The sequence below is a fragment of the Ralstonia sp. 110700041-2 genome (assembly GCF_056280165.1).
In genome coordinates, this window is sequence record NZ_JBSFAI010000004.1 from 76759 (window position 1) to 92359 (window position 15601).

The 15601-nt window shown below is 65.3% G+C and carries 13 protein-coding genes; 2 read left to right on the forward strand and 11 right to left on the reverse strand.

The features are described 5' to 3' along the window. Positions 1 to 7 precede the first annotated feature (7 nt). The 5 genes from ACUXH0_RS07130 to ACUXH0_RS07150 form a co-directional block, all read right to left on the reverse strand. Positions 8 to 1063, reverse strand: a complete 1056-nt coding sequence (locus ACUXH0_RS07130; protein ID WP_182593841.1) for a dienelactone hydrolase family protein — start codon at positions 1061 to 1063, stop codon at positions 8 to 10. A 73-nt stretch (positions 1064 to 1136) separates the two neighbouring features. After that, the gene (locus tag ACUXH0_RS07135) at positions 1137 to 3218 is read right to left on the reverse strand and encodes a TonB-dependent receptor (protein ID WP_259393674.1); all 2082 of its coding nucleotides are present in this window, start codon (positions 3216 to 3218) and stop codon (positions 1137 to 1139) included. A 189-nt stretch (positions 3219 to 3407) separates the two neighbouring features. After that, positions 3408 to 4370 (reverse strand): mannuronate-specific alginate lyase, encoded by a 963-nt coding sequence (locus ACUXH0_RS07140; RefSeq protein WP_182593843.1) that lies wholly within the window; start codon positions 4368 to 4370, stop codon positions 3408 to 3410. Between the two features lie 192 nt (positions 4371 to 4562). Next, entirely contained in the window at positions 4563 to 5936 is a 1374-nt protein-coding gene (locus ACUXH0_RS07145) for an ABC transporter ATP-binding protein (RefSeq protein WP_182593844.1), read from the reverse strand. Positions 5937 to 6012: 76 nt separating this feature from the next. After that, complete coding sequence (locus ACUXH0_RS07150) at positions 6013 to 7797, reverse strand: ABC transporter permease (RefSeq protein WP_004628526.1); 1785 nt, start codon at positions 7795 to 7797, stop codon at positions 6013 to 6015. Between the two features lie 276 nt (positions 7798 to 8073). Between ACUXH0_RS07150 and ACUXH0_RS07155 the strand changes: the two genes are divergently transcribed. After that, positions 8074 to 8361 (forward strand): acylphosphatase, encoded by a 288-nt coding sequence (locus tag ACUXH0_RS07155; RefSeq protein ID WP_009239507.1) that lies wholly within the window; start codon positions 8074 to 8076, stop codon positions 8359 to 8361. A 228-nt stretch (positions 8362 to 8589) separates the two neighbouring features. Here the strand turns inward: ACUXH0_RS07155 and ppk2 are convergent, their stop codons facing one another. From ppk2 to ACUXH0_RS07170, 3 genes are all read right to left on the reverse strand, one after another. After that, the gene (gene ppk2, locus ACUXH0_RS07160) at positions 8590 to 9492 is read right to left on the reverse strand and encodes a polyphosphate kinase 2 (RefSeq protein WP_004628529.1); all 903 of its coding nucleotides are present in this window, start codon (positions 9490 to 9492) and stop codon (positions 8590 to 8592) included. A gap of 140 nt (positions 9493 to 9632) precedes the next feature. Further along, positions 9633 to 10490 (reverse strand): 23S rRNA (adenine(2030)-N(6))-methyltransferase RlmJ, encoded by an 858-nt coding sequence (locus tag ACUXH0_RS07165; RefSeq protein ID WP_182593845.1) that lies wholly within the window; start codon positions 10488 to 10490, stop codon positions 9633 to 9635. 60 nt (positions 10491 to 10550) lie between these two features. Next, positions 10551 to 11984: a CoA transferase gene (locus tag ACUXH0_RS07170; protein ID WP_182593846.1), complete on the reverse strand. Its 1434-nt coding sequence runs from the start codon at positions 11982 to 11984 to the stop codon at positions 10551 to 10553. A gap of 106 nt (positions 11985 to 12090) precedes the next feature. On the opposite strand from ACUXH0_RS07170, the gene ACUXH0_RS07175 reads away from it, so the two are divergent. Continuing rightward, positions 12091 to 13323 carry a citrate synthase family protein gene (locus tag ACUXH0_RS07175; protein WP_182593847.1) on the forward strand — a complete coding sequence of 411 codons (1233 nt, stop codon included), beginning with the start codon at positions 12091 to 12093 and terminating at the stop codon, positions 13321 to 13323. A gap of 7 nt (positions 13324 to 13330) precedes the next feature. Here ACUXH0_RS07175 and minE read toward each other — a convergent pair whose 3' ends face one another. The 3 genes from minE to minC are packed head-to-tail and all read right to left on the reverse strand — an operon-like array spanning position 13331 to position 15260. Next, positions 13331 to 13585 (reverse strand): cell division topological specificity factor MinE, encoded by a 255-nt coding sequence (gene minE / locus ACUXH0_RS07180; protein ID WP_004628536.1) that lies wholly within the window; start codon positions 13583 to 13585, stop codon positions 13331 to 13333. 14 nt (positions 13586 to 13599) lie between these two features. Continuing rightward, positions 13600 to 14421 (reverse strand): septum site-determining protein MinD, encoded by an 822-nt coding sequence (gene minD, locus ACUXH0_RS07185; protein WP_012436754.1) that lies wholly within the window; start codon positions 14419 to 14421, stop codon positions 13600 to 13602. Between the two features lie 44 nt (positions 14422 to 14465). Beyond that, entirely contained in the window at positions 14466 to 15260 is a 795-nt protein-coding gene (gene minC / locus ACUXH0_RS07190) for a septum site-determining protein MinC (RefSeq protein WP_024973943.1), read from the reverse strand. Positions 15261 to 15601: the final 341 nt, after the last annotated feature.

Here is a 15601-nt window from a genome sequence, read left to right on the forward strand (position 1 = left end):
TCCTACATCAGCGCGGCGGGAGGTTCATGGCTTTGGTCAGGAACGCTCTGACGTCCGCCTCGGCGCGCTCAGCTTGCTGCAGGTTGGCGCCCGTGGAAACGCCCCGCACGGTGCAGCGCTTGTAGTCGGCCTCCATGGCCTGCAGGTTGGGGTATTTCTCGCCGCTCTGCAGCCGGTAGTACGCGTCGTGCTGCACGTCGATCATGGTCTGCGGGCAATCGCGCGCCGTGGTGGCACCCGGAAAGTACTTGAAGTACGCACGCGTGCTGTCGAAGTCGTGATACGCGCCGGGGTAGACATGCACGTCGACGGTCTGGCCGTCACGCTGCATGACCTCCGCCGCGTTGCGGCAAAGCTGCGCGGGCGTGTAGTCGTCTTTCTCGCCCAGCGCGAGCATCAGCGGGGCGCCGGACAGCGGCGGCGGCGGGATCTCCCACCAGAGCGCCGAGCACCCGGGGTAGAAGCCGATGAGCGCCGCAAACCGCGTGTCGTCATCGATGACACCTTTGCGGAATGCGTCGAGCGTCATGTCCAGTGCTACACCGCCGCCGCGCGAGAAGCCGATCTGCCCGATGCGCTTCGGGTCGATGCGCGGGTCGGTGCTCAGCAGCTTGAGCGCGAACAGCGCATCGGCGTCATTGGCGGCGGGGTTCAACTGCGATTGGTTGTCCATCGTGTTGGCAATGCCGCGCGGGCCATACGAATCCACCACGAACGCGGCCATGCCCATCTGGTTGAAGAGCCGCACCCACCGGTCGACGTCTTTCTGCTGCGGCCCGGCGGAGCCATGCGAAATCACCATCGCCGGCACCCGGCCTTGCAGGTTCTCGGGCAGATACAGCGTGCCCCAGATGGGCGTGGGCGTCTTGTCGAACTTGCGATGCACCAGCTCCCATTTGCTCTTGGGCGTGGCGCTGTTGAAGTGAATGCGGCCGGTCGGTTGTGCCGAGAGATCGCTGACGATTTGCTGCGCCGATGCAGGCAGTGCCAACGCCACGGCGGCAACGGCGGTAGCAACAAGGAACAGGTGACGCAACAAGCCGACGGTCGAACGCCTTCTCATGAGGATTCCTGGCGGTGAAGTTGAAGCGCTGATTGTGCCCCGGACGACGGCAGGCGTAGCCATCTTTGTCGATCTAGAAATTCCACACCACACCGGCGCGCACGGTGCGTGGCTCGGCGGGATGAATGTGGCGGTCATTGATGCCCGTTGCCACGCCATTGGCATCCAGCGGTGACGCCTCGCCCTTGAGCAGGGATGCGTAGTAGTAGTCGATGTCGTTCACTTGCTTGTTGAGCACATTGAGCACCTCGACGAACACGCGCACGTTCTTCTGCAGCCGGTAGCCCAGCTTGAGGTTGACCAGGAACGACGATGCCGATCGCACGCTGTTGTCTTCAACGAGTGGGCGCGGCCCGAAGTAGCGCAACCGTGCACCGAGCATCCAGCGGTCGTGCACCCACGACACGCCGGCCGATGCGGTGGTCTGGATGGCCTCGGGGATGGTGTCGCCTGCCGGGTTGCTGTCGCGAAAGCGCGCGCGCGAGAAGGCCGCATCCGCATCGAGAATCAGTTCGGGCAGCGGTGTGTAGTAGGCCGCGAGTTCCACGCCCGTGCGGCGGCTCGGGCGGCTGGGCTCGGTGGTGCCGGTGTCGCCCGAGAAAACAAGTTCAGAGCCGATGTCCAACCGCCACAACGATGCGGAAAGCTGCAGGTTGGGGGCAAGCGCCCGCGTGCGCACGCCGACCTCGTAGCCGGTGGCGGGGACGAGCACCGACACCTTCTGCACCGGGTCTGCGCTCACCGGATCAACGGTGGTGGTCGCGCCGCGCACGTCATTGCTGTGATAGCCCCGGCCCCAGTTCATGAACACATCGGTACGCGCCGTGGGCGACAGCACGACGCTCAGCTTGGGGCTCACGATGTGGTCGGTTCCATTGCCCGAATTGAGCGGGTTGCTGCTGGCAACGCTGTACCAAAACTGATCGGCCCGCACACCGGCGATGGTGCGCAGCCACGGCAGCCACTGCGTGCTGTTGCGCACGTAGAGCGCGGTGCTGGTTTCGTTCACGGTGTCGCTGCGTACCAGCGCGTACGGTTGCCGCGCCTGCGTGTTGGTCAGGCGGATCGGGTCCAGCCGGTCAAAGCGTGTCTGCGAGCCGACTTCCGTTTCGCTCTCACGCCCGGCAACGCTGCCCAGCCACGTGCGCGATGCATTCACGCCGGTGGTGACGCGGTTCTCGAACTGCTCGAACTGGTCGCCTCGCTCGGGGTTGTTGAGCGCATACGTAAAGTTGGAGAACAGCTGCAGCCGACTCTTGATGACGTAGGCGTTGGCCTTGAACACGCCATCGGCAAGCGGCCGCAGCCAGTCGGCCGAGAGGCTGTAGCGGGACGCCGCGCCGCCATCGCTGGGGTCGATTGCACCAAAGCGCGGGATCAACCCTTCGTTGATGGCGCGCAACGGCACCTGGTCGGTAGATTGCCACGCGTTCTTGTACGCCATGCCCGTCACGCTGATGCGCTCGCCGCCGCCCAGCGGCACGGTGTAGCGCAGCACGCCATTGAGCTTGTGCACGCCCTCGGGCACGGTCCACGGGCCGTTCTCGCCCAGCCATTCGAAGCCATAGAGCAGCGTGCCGGGGCCGACCGTGCTGGAGTTGGCCAGCAGGGCGCGCCGGTAGTTGTGCTCTCCCAGCTCGAGCTGCGCGATGCCCTGCGGCAGATGGCTCACGTAGTCCATGCGCACCGCACCGGCGGCAGAGAAGTCGCCTTCTTCCGCAAAGCTGGTGCCTTTCTTGTAGGCAATGCCGTCTACCAGTTCGGGGATGACGAAGTTCAGATCGGTGTAGCCCTGGCCGTGCGCGTGCGTACGCATGTTGACCGGCATGCCGGCCACCGTGGTGGCGAGATCTGTTCCGTGGTCGAGGTTGAAGCCGCGCAGGAAGTATTGGTTGGCCTTGCCGTCGCCGCTGTGCTGCGTGACGATCAGGCCGGGCACGCTCTCCAGCAATTCGCCCGGCCGCAGCAGGGGGCGACTCTCCAACTGGGCGCGCGGCACATAGCCTTGGTTGGCGGCCTCGCCCGTGGCGGACGCGGCGCCTGCAGAACCACTGGCCGTGACGGCCTCAAGCTGAAATTCAGGCTGCTGAAGACCGCCCGCATGAGCGATGCCTGAATGGCCCCACGTCCAGCACAGGCCCCACAGTGCCCCCATCGACCACGCGTAACGCGCCTGCATACCACGGCCCCCTTTTGCCCCGGATGTTGTTTGCGAAGTGTTATGCAAGCCTCATACCACATGTCGGTGGGCGCGGGGCTTAGGGGGGCGAGGGGATGACGGGTAGGGGACAAACGCTGTGCGGTGGCAAAGAACGGCCCGCCCCGAGCCAGCGTCGGGCACGGGTCAATGGCCGGGCAGCTCCGCGCCCCATGCCGCCGTCACGTTGCCGCCAAGCCGCCATTCCGAAAACGGGCGGCGTGGCGCAATCAGCGCAGGCAGGCGTGGGTCTCGCACGTGGGCATAGTAGGGCTCCATCCAGCACAGCTCATCCTGGAAAGTCCACGGAAACAGCTGCTGCTTGATCGGCGTGATTTTTTCGAAGCTCGCCGGGTCGATCACCGCATTGATCACGAGATTCGCCAGGCGGTCGATCGCGTGGTCGTTCTCGCGGTACAGGTCGATATGGCGCCGCTGCACCAGCTCGGCGGCAAACACCAGCGGAATGAGCGCGAACGTGTGGTAGTGCAGCGCACGGTCCCCGCGCTTGACCTCGCGTGCGAGCGCGCCGTCCGGGCCGATATCGCGGATGCCCTCGCGAATGCGCAGGAGTCCGGAGTTGATCAGGTCGCTGTTGTCGGTTGCGGTGCCGATGGCAATCAGGTTGAGGCCGGCCCAATACACCAGATTGTTATGCAGATGATTGATCGCCTCGGCGTTGCGGGTGGCGATCGCAATGCGCTCGAGCCACGGTGCGATGGCATCGAGCTGCGCCTGGTTTCGCCTGCGGACGTCGCTCGGCATGCGCAGCAGCACCATGGCGAAATCCGTTCCGGCCCACGACCGCTCGTAGTGGCCCTGATAGCCGGAAATCTTGCCCATCAGCGCGTCGGCATCGGCCCAGGTTCGCAGCTGGTTCAGGGCGCAGGTCCAATCTCCCTTGTCGGCTGAGGCGTTGAGGTGCGCAATGAAATTGCGCATGGGTTTCACGTCGCGGGCATAGCCGGCCGCGTCGTCGTAAAAGCCGGGTGGATCGATCGTCTGGACAGGTGCGGGAATCTCGCAGGCGCGGGCCGCATGCACCAGGCCGAAGCCTGCGCCGACGGCCAGCGAAACGGCTAATAACGTTCGAATGTACGCACGACGCATTTCGACCTCCGGGACGGGGCGGCAAAGGACGGCTGGCGGGGGCAGGCTGGAGCGAGCGGGCTTGCGAGAATCGATGCCCGCACACGCAAAACGGCGTGGTTCGCGGCATCGTTGACGGGCGTTACAAACGGTAGCGACTATGAAAAAAGAGCCGCATCGAGCGGCTCTTCTGACGTCAGCGGCAACGTGCTCTTACTGCACGTTATCCCCACCTTCCTGCGCCTCACGCTCCTCGCGTTCCTCGCGCTCTTCACGGGGCAGGGTCAGCATGCCGGTGTTGTAGACGTACTCATACACCTCGCCGTAACGGCCCCATTCGATGCCGATCTTGAGCACGCGCTCGGCTTCTTCGGGCTTGAGGTACGCCTCAAGTTCGCGCAGCACATGCTCTTCGCGGATCTCGCCGTCTTCGTTGGCTTCCAGCTCGGCGCGGATGTGCGCGGCCAGGGCCACGCGCTCCAGCAGCTTCTGGCCGAACAGCACCTTACGCTCGGGCGGTTCGGTTTCCATGTAGGTCTTGCCGAACGGCGTGACGATGATGTCGCCGCGCTCGATGGTGGCCAGTTGCAGCAGCGCCAGCGCTTCGCAGGCGGGCAGCAGGTCGTCGTCGGTCACGCCGGCTTCTTCTGCCAGGTGTGGCAGGTCGGCGCGGCCGTTGAACGGCGCTTCGACCAGCAGGTCCAGGATGGCCTCCATCTGGCCGATCTCGGCATCGGGCAGGCGGTAGGCAAGCTGCTCGGCAGCGGGCTCCACGCCCACATGCACGCCCACGCGCTCCGGCGATGTCATCAGCCCATACACTTCGTCGATAAGGTTGCGCACCGCGGCGGAATCTCGGTTGCGGGGGCGCGGGAACGGCACACGCACCTCGGCGCGGATACGCCCCGGATCGCTCGAGAGGATGACGATGCGGTCCGCCATCATCACCGCCTCTTCAATGTTGTGCGAGACGATCAGGATGCTCTTGATATTGGTGCGGCGGTCTTCCCACAGGTCGAGCATTTCGTCGCGCAGGTTTTCGCCGGTCAGCACGTCGAGCGCCGAGAACGCTTCGTCCATCAGCAGCAGGTCGGGTTCGGTCACCAGCGCGCGTGCAATGCCCACACGCTGGCGCATGCCGCCAGAGAGTTCGCGCGGCAGGGCGCTGTTGAAGCCCGACAGGCCGATCAGGTCGATGGCCTGTTCGGCCCGCTCTTCGCGCTCGGCCTTGGGCACGCCTTGCGCTTCCAGGCCCAGCTCCACGTTTTGCTGCACCGTCAGCCACGGGAACAGCGCAAACGACTGGAACACCATCGCAATGCCCTGCACAGGGCCGCTGTACTCGCGCCCGCGAAACAGCACCTGACCGCGATCGGCGCGCACCAGGCCCGCCATGATGCGCAGCAACGTCGATTTGCCCGAGCCCGACTTGCCGAGCATGGCGACGATCTCGCCCTGGCGCAGGTTGAGGTCCAGGCCTTCGAGCACGGCACGGTCGGTGTGGTCTGCGGTGCGGAAGATCTTCGAGACGCCGCGCAGCTCCATGACGCTTTCAGCGCTCGGGCTATGGGTGCTGGTGGTAACCATGTGTGTTCTCAGCTAAATAAGGTCGTCTTAGAACGCGCTCAAGATCGGGGTGCGCAGTAGGATCATGAGCCTGTTCTTACAGGCGGGTGCGCTCTTGGGCGATGTCGTACAGGCGGTTCCACAGCAGCCGGTTGAAGCCGACCACGAACAGGCTCATCACGGCAATCCCGAGCGCAATGCGCGGGAAGTCGCCCTTGGCCGTCATCTCGGCGATGTAGCTGCCCAGGCCCGTTGCCACCAGCGTGCGATCACCCCAGGACACGTATTCGGAGACGATGCTGGCGTTCCATGAGCCGCCGGCGGCCGTCACCAGACCCGTGAGCAGGTTGGGGAACACCGCGGGGATGAGGAAGCGCTTCCACAGCAGCCAGCCGCGCAGGCCGAAGTTGCGGGCGGCCAGTTTGAGTTCGGTCGGGATGGCCGACGCGCCGGCAATCACATTGAACAGGATGTACCACTGCGTGCCGAAAATCATCAGCGGGCTCAACCAGATCTCGGGGTTGAGCGCGAAGCGCGCGATCAGCATCACCGCCAGCGGGAACATCAGGTTGGCCGGGAACGCCGCCAGGAACTGCGCCACCGGCTGGGCGATGCGGGCCACGTTCGGGTTCAGGCCGATGCGGATGCCGATCGGCACCCAGACCAGCGCAGCCAGCGCAATCAGCAGGATCACGCGCACCATGGTCAGGAAGCCGAGCCAGAAGACGTGGCCGACCTCGGCCCAGCCCACCTCGGAGCGCACGAACTGCAGCACATGCGCCACCGCCACCAGCGCGGCCAGGATGATGATCACATCGGCCACGCGGTGCGACCACGGGAAGCGCGGCAGGAATCCGTTGCCGCCGGCCGCGGTGGGGCGCGTGCGCTCGGCACCCCAGGAAAGCGTGCGCTCGGCCAGCGCGGCGGTGCGCTCAAGCAGCGCCTTGACCCACTCGGAGCGGCGCAGCAGGTCAAGCAGCCACGATTGCGGCTCGCGCTCCGACGACATCGCGTCGAAGCGGAAACGGTCCGCCCAGGCAATCAGCGGGCGGAACAGCAGCTGGTCGTACAGGATGATGCCGATCAGCATCGCCAGGATGGCCCAGCCGATGGCCGGCAGGTTCTGCTGCTGGATCGCCAGTGAGATGTACGAACCGATGCCCGGCAGCTTGATGTCGTGGCCCGACACCGAGATGGCTTCCGACGCGACCACGAAGAACCAGCCGCCCGACATCGACATCATCATGTTCCACAGCAGGCCCGGCATGGCGAACGGCACTTCCAGGCGCCAGAACCGCTGCCACTTCGACAGGCGGAACACCGTAGCCGCCTCTTCCAGGTCAATCGGGATGGTGCGAAACGATTGGTACAACGAGAACGCCATGTTCCACGCCTGCGACGTGAAGATGGCGAAGATGGCCGCGCACTCCACGCCCACCAGGTTGCCCGGAAACAGCGCAATGAAGCCTGTGACCGTGATCGACAGGAAACCCAGCACCGGAATCGATTGCAGGATGTCCAGCGCCGGGACCATCACCTTCTCGGCCGTGCGGTTCTTGGAGGCGATGGCCGCAAACGCGAACGAGAACGCCAGCGACGCGCCCAGCGCCAGCAGCATCCGGATGCTGGTGCGCAGCAGGTAATAAGGCAGTTCAATGACGTCGAGGCTGACGTCCAGGTGTTCGCCGGGCGTGTAGGGCACGTTCATCTGCTTGGCGGCATACGCCACGAGCACGATGGCGGCCAGGATGATCGGCAGCAGCGCCAGGTCAAACCGGTTGGGCGGCGCCGTCAGCAGGTTGCCGAAATTGACGCCAAGGTTGGTACCGAAGGTGGTACCCAAGCGGCCCCGGATGGTGGTTTCGTTGTCGTTCTGCTGCATCTTGGATAACCGGGACGGAAACCGCGGACGAAATTTGGGCGCCTCAAGGCCTGGGCCGAGACGCAATACATGGCGTGCGGGGCTGGGCGCGGTGCTTTGCGAAAGCGTTGCTTGGCACCCGGCGGCAAGCCGCCTAGTTTACCTTGCGTAACGTCAGAGCCCGCCGCGCGGTTGTCAGTCTGACGACGTCACATTCCAGAAATGTGACAGAGATACGACAGCGCCGGTTTGTCATGTTTTATCCAACACATCGCCCGGTTGCTTCGGAGACCCGCCATGGCCGTCATTGCGCAAGTGATCATTACCGTACAGGGCCGTGTGCAGGGCGTGGGCTATCGCGCCGCGTGTGTCCAGCGCGCCCGCCTGCTGGGTCTGCGCGGCTGGGTACGCAATCGCCGCGACGGCGCCGTCGAGGCCTTCCTGGCCGGCCCCGAGGCCAATGTGCTGAGCATGCGGGAATGGATGTGGGAAGGGCCGGACAGCGCCCAGGTCACGCAACTGGACGTAATCACGGGCGATCATGAGGCGCCCGTACCGGGTTTTGAGATCCGCCCGACGGTGTAATTTGGGCAATCAACGGACACGGATTCGACACGAAACGAGGGCAGCCAATGGCTCCAGGACGCAATGAAAACCGCGCGCAGCCTGGGTGGCGTTGCCCGCATGGATCGCGCAGGCAGGCGGCTTGCACTGCCTGTTCCGCGCGCTCTTCTGAACGTCTGAACGCGCATTGACGGAAAAAGGGCGACCGCGCAGGCCGCCCTTTCTTTCGCTGACGGAGGTACCGGCTGATCAGTACACGTTCGGCACGATCATCTCTTCCGGCACCGGGTGGCGGATGTACTCCGCATGGTGCACGCGCTCGGGCAACAGCACCGGCGAATGCGGCACCGGGTGGTAAGGCACCTGGCCCAAAAGATGGTGGATGCAGTTCAGGCGGGCGCGCTTCTTGTCGTCGGCCAGCACCACCCACCACGGCGATTCGGGAATGTGCGATCGCTCGAGCATCACTTCCTTGGCACGCGTATAGGCTTCCCAGCGGCGGCGGCTTTCCAGATCCATCGGGCTGAGCTTCCACTGCTTGAGCGGATCGTCGATGCGGCTTTGGAACCGCACTTCCTGCTCTTCGTCCGTGACCGAGAACCAGTACTTGACGATCTGGATGCCGGAGCGTGCCAGCATCTTTTCGAACTCGGGCACGGAGCGGAAGAACTCTTCGTATTCCTCGTCGGTGCAGAAGCCCATCACGCGCTCGACGCCGGCGCGGTTGTACCAGCTGCGGTCGAACAGGACGATCTCGCCGGCGGCGGGCAGGTGCGCCACGTAGCGCTGGAAGTACCACTGCGTGCGTTCGCGGTTGGTGGGCGCCGGCAGCGCGGCCACGCGGCACACGCGCGGGTTCAGCCGTTGCGTGATGCGTTTGATGGCGCCGCCTTTGCCGGCGGCATCGCGCCCTTCGAAGATCACCACCAGCCGGTGGCCGGTCTCGATCACCCAGTCCTGCAGCTTGACGAGTTCGCCTTGCAGGCGGAACAGCTCGCGGAAGTACATGCGCCGGGTTTCGCGCGCTTCATCGCTGATGCCTTCGCCCCCGCCGAGCAGGTGGTCGTCGATTTCCATCTCCAGCTCTTCATCAAGCGTGTCGAGGAGGTCTTCCTGCAGGCGCGCCTGCCGGGCTGCGTCGCGTTCGCTCATGGTGTGTTGCTCCTGCCGATCTTGCGGATATTGCCGAGAGGGGCGCCGCGCTTGGGCAACGCAGTACAAGTCTAAGCCCGACTAGGTAGCACGGGCACGTGGCAGGGGAGTGACATGCGGGCGTCACGCCGCCCGAAGGCTTAACTGGATTCGCCTTCCAGCATGAACTTGGCGCCGTCGTCCTGGCCGAGCAGGCGCACCAGCGTGGGCATGGCTTCCTGCAGTTGCGCCTTCAGCGTCCACGGCGGGTTGACGATGAACATGCCGCTGCCGTGCAAGCCTAGGCCACCCTCAACCGGATGCTTCACGGTGAGCGTAACGTGCAGCCAGTCCGCCGGTCGCAGCTGCTTCAGGCGCGAGGGAAATTGCGCGGCTTCGCGCCGCTGCACGAGCGGATACCAGACCGCATACATGCCGGTCGCAAAACGTTGCAGGCTGTCTTGCAAGGCCTGCACGGTGCGGGCGTAATCCTGCTTGTCTTCGAAGGACGGATCGATCAGCACCAGCGCACGGCGCGGCGGCGGCGGCAGGATCGCCTTGATGCCGGCAAAACCATCGCCGTCGTACAGCATGACCTTGCGGCCTGCACCGCGGAAGTTGTTGGACAGCACCTTGATTTCGGAGCTGTGCAGCTCGAACAGGCGCAGGCGATCGGCGTCGCGCAGCATCTGCCACGCCAGCCACGGCGAGCCAGGGTAGTGCCTGAGTTCGCCGTTCGGGTTCAGTTCGCGCACCTGGTCGAGGTAGGCATCGAGCAGCGGCGGCAGCGTTTCGCCGCCTGCGGCCGCGCGCCACAAAGGGCCGATGCCGGTATCGAATTCGGCCTTCTTCTGCGCCCATTCGTGGTCCAGCGCGTAGAGGCCGGCACCGGCGTGCGTGTCGATGTACCAGAACGGCTTGTCCTTCTGCGTGAGGTAATCGAGCATCTGCACAAGCACGGCGTGCTTGAGGACATCGGCGTGATTGCCGGCGTGGAAGGCGTGGCGGTAACTGAGCATCGGCGGGCCATGTGCGCCCGGAGTATCAGGCGCGGGCGGAGAAAACGGTAGGCGCGAATGCTACCACCGCGCGGGATGCGTCCCCAGCGGCACGCTGGGCAGCGTCCAGTGCGGCGGCGTATCGGAGAGCCGCCCCGCGTGACGCAGCGCAGTGAGCGCGCCAAAGCCGGAAGGCGCGGTATCCAGATACGCGCCGATATCTTCATAGCGCGGGTCAGCCGCATCGAAGCCGTGGGCAATACGGCCGAAGCTGCGCAGCCAGTGCGCCGTCTGCGCGAGCGACACACGCACGTGCCGGCTGCCGCCCTCCGTCATGCGGCGTGCGAGCGCCGTCATCGCGCCAGCCGCCATCAGATAGCCAGCGCCGTGGTCCAGCGCCTGTGCGGGTAGCGGACGCGGCTTGGCCTCACCGGCGGCTTGCGCTTCGGCCCAGTTGAAGCCGCTGGCGGTCTGCACGAGTGAATCGAAGCCTCGGCGATTGGCCCAGGGGCCTTCATAGCCGTAGGCGCACAGGCTCACGTAGATGATGCCCGGGCGCAGGGCCGCGACCTGCTCGGGGCCAAACTGCAGCGCTGCCACACCACCGGGCCGATACCCCTGCACAAAGATGTCGGCGTCGCGCAGCAGCGTGCGGAGTTGCGCGGCCCCGGCCGCATCGCGCAGGTCAAGCTGCGCGGAGCGCTTGCCACGCCCGGTGTCGATCACCAGCGGCGGAATGGCAGGCAGATGCGGCGCTGTCACGAGCAGCACGTCGGCGCCATGCGCGGCCAGCGTCCGGCCGCAGACCGGGCCGGCAATCACGCGCGTGAGGTCGAGCACGCGCACGCCGGAGAGCGGGCGGCCGTCGGCATGCTCCGGCAGCGGCTGCGGTGGCGCATCGCCAATGCATTCGATCGTCATCAGCGGCTGCCCCGCCACGGCAATGCCTTGGGGGTGCGCGTCCCACTCTTCAAATGTGCGTGCGGCAGTGACGACCATGCCCGCCTGCGCCGCCGCCTCTTCAAACGCTTCGGCCTTCCATTGGTTCAGCGCGGCGGCCACGGCGTCCCGGTCATACGCGCAGCCGAGCAACTTCAGCACACCGTCACGGTGATGCGCAAAGTTGGTATGCAGACGCACCCAACGGCCATCGCCGCAGCGGTAGAGCCCGGCGATCTTGTCCCACGGCTCCGGCGGCAACTGGTCTTCGACGCGGAAGTAGCGCTCGGAGCGGAATTGCAGCGCGGCGTGGTGCATGTCGACCGATACGGTTTGCTGTCGCCCGCTGCGCAACGTGTCGACCTGTGCGGCTGCCAGTGCGGCAGCGGCAATGGTGCTCTGCGCCAGCGTGCCCACGGCAAACGACGATGGCAACGCCGGCTCGGCGCCGGTCAGTGTGGCACGCGACAGCACATCGGTCGGCTGGCCGAGCACGGTCCACAATTGGCTCAGTGCGTCGGTCGGGCTGACAGTCTGCATGGAAGGATCAACCACATCAGCAACGGGTGACGGCATGGCGGGGCTCGGCAAGGAAGGTGCGGCCATTACAGTCCCGCGCCGCCGATAGCGTCAACATTGACTAGACTGATCAACCTCGATTGCCGTCCACTTTATCGGCCCGATGACCACCTACCTGAATGCCGCCGAAGCTGCCGAGCGCCTGCACGTCTCGCGCCCCACGCTGTACGCCTATGTAAGCCGCGGGCTGCTGTCGGCGTATCCGTCGCCCGACGGACGCGGCAGCCGCTACCGCGAGGCCGACGTGGCTCGGCTGGCCGATCAGCGTTCCGGCGGACGGCGCCCGCGTCAGATGGTGCGCCATGCGCTGGACTGGGGTCTGCCCGTCATGGAATCGGCCATCACACTCATCGATCACGGGCGGTTGTTCTATCGGGGCGTGCCCGCCTTGGAACTGGCCGAACGCGCCACGCTGGAAACCGTTGCGGCGCGGTTGTGGCAATGCGAGGAAGGGGTTGCCTTCAAGGTGCCCGCGCCGGTGTTGCCGAAGAGCTGGTACGCGGCGCTCACGTCGTTGGCAGACGCGGACATCCGCCAACGCTGCATGGCGCTGTGCACGCTTGCCTTGCCGGCACTCGACGAAGCTGCATGGCGCCAGGATTCCGCACGCACGGCGCGCGATGCCGGTGCCCTCCTGCGCGTGGTGTTTGCCGCCATGCTCGGCCGCAAGCCTGACACCGCGCCCGTGCATCTGCAATGCCAGCAGGCATGGAACCTTGACGCGCACGCCGCCGAGGCCATCCGCGTCGCATTGGTGCTCTGCGCCGATCACGAACTCAATGCCTCGAGCTTTGCGGCGCGCGTGGTTGCATCGACCGGCGCCAGCCTGGGCGCCGTGGTCAGTGCGGGCTTGGCTGCGCTCACCGGTGGCCGGCATGGCGGCACCACGGCGCGCGTGGAGGCATTGCTCAGCGAGCTGGAAGGGAAGCGCTCCGTGGCAACGGCTTTGCGTCGTCGGCTGGATCGCGGCGATACGCTGCCGGGCTTTGGCCACCCGCTGTATCGCCATGCCGACCCGCGGGCGGAAGCGATCCTGGCACACCTGCCGAAGACGGGTGCGGTACGCAAGCGGCTGCAAACGGTGATGGATGCCGTGGCCGGATTGACGGGCGATGGGCCATCGGTGGATTTCGCGCTGGTGGCCACCCGGCGTGTGTTCGGGCTGCCGGCAGGTTCAGGCTTTGGCCTGTTTGCCGCAGGGCGTACGGCAGGCTGGATTGCGCACGCGCTGGAGCAGCGCGCGGCGGGGCAGTTGATCCGCCCGAGAGCCGCCTATGTGGGGCCGATGCCGCCCGCGCCGGAGGCACCGGCGGGCCGCATCATTCGTGTGCGCTGAGGCGCGATCAGGCCTGCGGAATCTCGATCTTCACCTCAAGCACTTCCAGGTTGTCCTGGCGCTCGAGGTTGACCTTGATGTCGTCGTTGCCGATCTTCACGTACTTCGAAATCACGGCCACCAGCTCGCGTTGCAGCGCGGGCAGGTAGTCGGCGGGCGCACCGCTGGCGGTACGTTCATGGGCGAGGATGATCTGCAGGCGCTCTTTGGCAACGCTTGCAGTCTTCTTCTTCTCGCCGAGCAGGAAAGACAGAATCGACATGGATGTGCGTCTCCTTATTTACCGCTGCCGCCAAACAGGCGCTGCAGGAAGCCCGGCTTGTTGTATTCGACGTAGCGCAGTTCCTTCTCTTTGCCCAGGAAGCGATCGATCACGTCGTGGTAGGCATTCGCCACGTCGGAGCCTTCGATGTGGATGGCGGGCGTGCCCTGGTTGGACGCCTGTAGCACAGCTTCCGATTCCGGAATCACGCCGATCAGCTTGATGCGCAGGATTTCCTGGATGTCGGTCAGCGACAGCATCTCGCCTTCGGACACGCGCTTCGGGTTGTAGCGCGTGAGCAGCAGGTGTTCCTTGATCGGCTCCTTGCCTTCCACCGCGCGGCGCGACTTGGACGACAGGATGCCCAGGATGCGATCGGAGTCGCGCACGGAAGAGACTTCCGGGTTCGTCACCACGATGGCCTCATCGGCAAAGTACATCGCCATCAGCGCACCCGACTCGATACCGGCCGGCGAATCGCAGACGATATATTCGAAGCCCATTTCCTTCAGGCCTTCGATCACCTTCTCGACGCCTTCACGCGTGAGCGCGTCTTTGTCGCGCGTCTGCGAGGCGGGGAGGATGAAGAGGTTTTCGCACTTCTTGTCCTTGATGAGGGCCTGGTTCAGGTTGGCCTCGCCGTGGATCACGTTGATCAGGTCATACACCACGCGGCGCTCGCAGCCCATGATGAGGTCGAGGTTGCGCAGGCCGACGTCGAAGTCGATGACGGCGGTCTTGTGGCCGCGCAGCGCAAGGCCGGCGGAAAACGCCGCACTGGTGGTCGTCTTGCCGACGCCGCCCTTGCCGGAGGTGACTACGATGATCTTGGTCATGGCTCGTAACTCTGTAAGTTAAATCGCTCGGCGCACGGGGTGCGTCACTTCATCCGCAACGGTTCGAAAACCAGCGTGTTGTCCGCGAGCCGGACCTGCGCAGGCTTGCTGGCGTAGGCGTCGGGCCACGGGGTTTCGCCGGTGCGGTAGATGCCGGCGATGGAAATCAGTTGGGGCTCCAGGCACGTGCAGAAGATGCGCGCGTCCAGGTTGCCCTTCACACCTGCCAGCGCACGGCCGCGCAGCGAGGCATACACGTAGATGTTGCCCTCGGCGATCACCTCGGCGCCGTCGCTCACCAGATCGAGCACGACGAGGTCGCCGCGCGCATAGATGCGCTGGCCCGAACGCAGCGGGCGATCGACGATCATCGTGCCGGGCTGCATAGCCGCGGCATCGGCGGGAGGAATAGCGGAAGTGGAGGCGGGGGCTTCAGCGGCCTGGGCGTGCTCGGGCGCATCCTGTGCGTCCTGCGCGTCATTGCGGTCGGCATCTTTGGCGTCATTTCCGCCACGCGGGCGGCGGCCGTGGCTATCGAGCAGCGGAAGGCCAAAGGCTTGGGCCCACCCGGCCTGTTCGGGGCTGGCAACCACGCCGATCGCGCGGGCGCGCAGCGCGGTCAGGGTCTCCACCAAACGGTCGATGGGCAGGCGCTCGTCTTCCGCCAGGCGGCGCACATCGATGGCGATGACGTCGTTGGAGAAAAACTCCGGCGTGTCGGCAAAGCGTCGCGTGAGCTCGGCGGCCAGGGCGTCCATGTCGGCGGTGCGCGGCGACAGCAGCAGGGCATCGACGGTGCCGCTGCGGATCTCGAACAGCGGCGCTTTCTTCTGGGACATAGAACGGCTACGCGGAAAAATGGGCTCATTCTAACGTTGTTGACGAAGCGCCTTGAATTTTTTGAAGCCGCCGATCGGCCACCCGGCTGAGACGCACAGCCGGCGCCGATCTCCGCATGGCGGGCGCCACGCGCAAATGTCATCCGACGGTCACGGCATCGTCATGCGCGCTTTCGATACTTCTTCGCTTCTGAGCCCCCCGGTCCAGTCTGTTGTCCTCTCGCGTTGCGCAAACGGTTCCCCCGGTTTTGCGTGCGCGTCTGCTTGTCATTCGCTTCAGCAGCAATCGCATTCCGCAGTCCGTAGTTCGCATACCAAAAATAGACTTCAGGGAGAAGTTC

Excerpts from the sequence above, each read along its gene's own strand:
- ACUXH0_RS07130 (WP_182593841.1), bottom strand. The coding sequence starts at position 1,063 with ATGAGAAGGCGTTCGACCGTCGGCTTGTTGCGTCACCTGTTCCTTGTT.
- ACUXH0_RS07135 (WP_259393674.1), bottom strand. The coding sequence starts at position 3,218 with ATGGGGGCACTGTGGGGCCTGTGCTGGACGTGGGGCCATTCAGGCATC.
- ACUXH0_RS07140 (WP_182593843.1), bottom strand. The coding sequence starts at position 4,370 with ATGCGTCGTGCGTACATTCGAACGTTATTAGCCGTTTCGCTGGCCGTC.
- ACUXH0_RS07145 (WP_182593844.1), bottom strand. The coding sequence starts at position 5,936 with ATGGTTACCACCAGCACCCATAGCCCGAGCGCTGAAAGCGTCATGGAG.
- ACUXH0_RS07150 (WP_004628526.1), bottom strand. The coding sequence starts at position 7,797 with ATGCAGCAGAACGACAACGAAACCACCATCCGGGGCCGCTTGGGTACC.
- ACUXH0_RS07155 (WP_009239507.1), top strand. The coding sequence starts at position 8,074 with ATGGCCGTCATTGCGCAAGTGATCATTACCGTACAGGGCCGTGTGCAG.
- ppk2 (WP_004628529.1), bottom strand. The coding sequence starts at position 9,492 with ATGAGCGAACGCGACGCAGCCCGGCAGGCGCGCCTGCAGGAAGACCTC.
- ACUXH0_RS07165 (WP_182593845.1), bottom strand. The coding sequence starts at position 10,490 with ATGCTCAGTTACCGCCACGCCTTCCACGCCGGCAATCACGCCGATGTC.
- ACUXH0_RS07170 (WP_182593846.1), bottom strand. The coding sequence starts at position 11,984 with ATGCCGTCACCCGTTGCTGATGTGGTTGATCCTTCCATGCAGACTGTC.
- ACUXH0_RS07175 (WP_182593847.1), top strand. The coding sequence starts at position 12,091 with ATGACCACCTACCTGAATGCCGCCGAAGCTGCCGAGCGCCTGCACGTC.
- minE (WP_004628536.1), bottom strand. The coding sequence starts at position 13,585 with ATGTCGATTCTGTCTTTCCTGCTCGGCGAGAAGAAGAAGACTGCAAGC.
- minD (WP_012436754.1), bottom strand. The coding sequence starts at position 14,421 with ATGACCAAGATCATCGTAGTCACCTCCGGCAAGGGCGGCGTCGGCAAG.
- minC (WP_024973943.1), bottom strand. The coding sequence starts at position 15,260 with ATGTCCCAGAAGAAAGCGCCGCTGTTCGAGATCCGCAGCGGCACCGTC.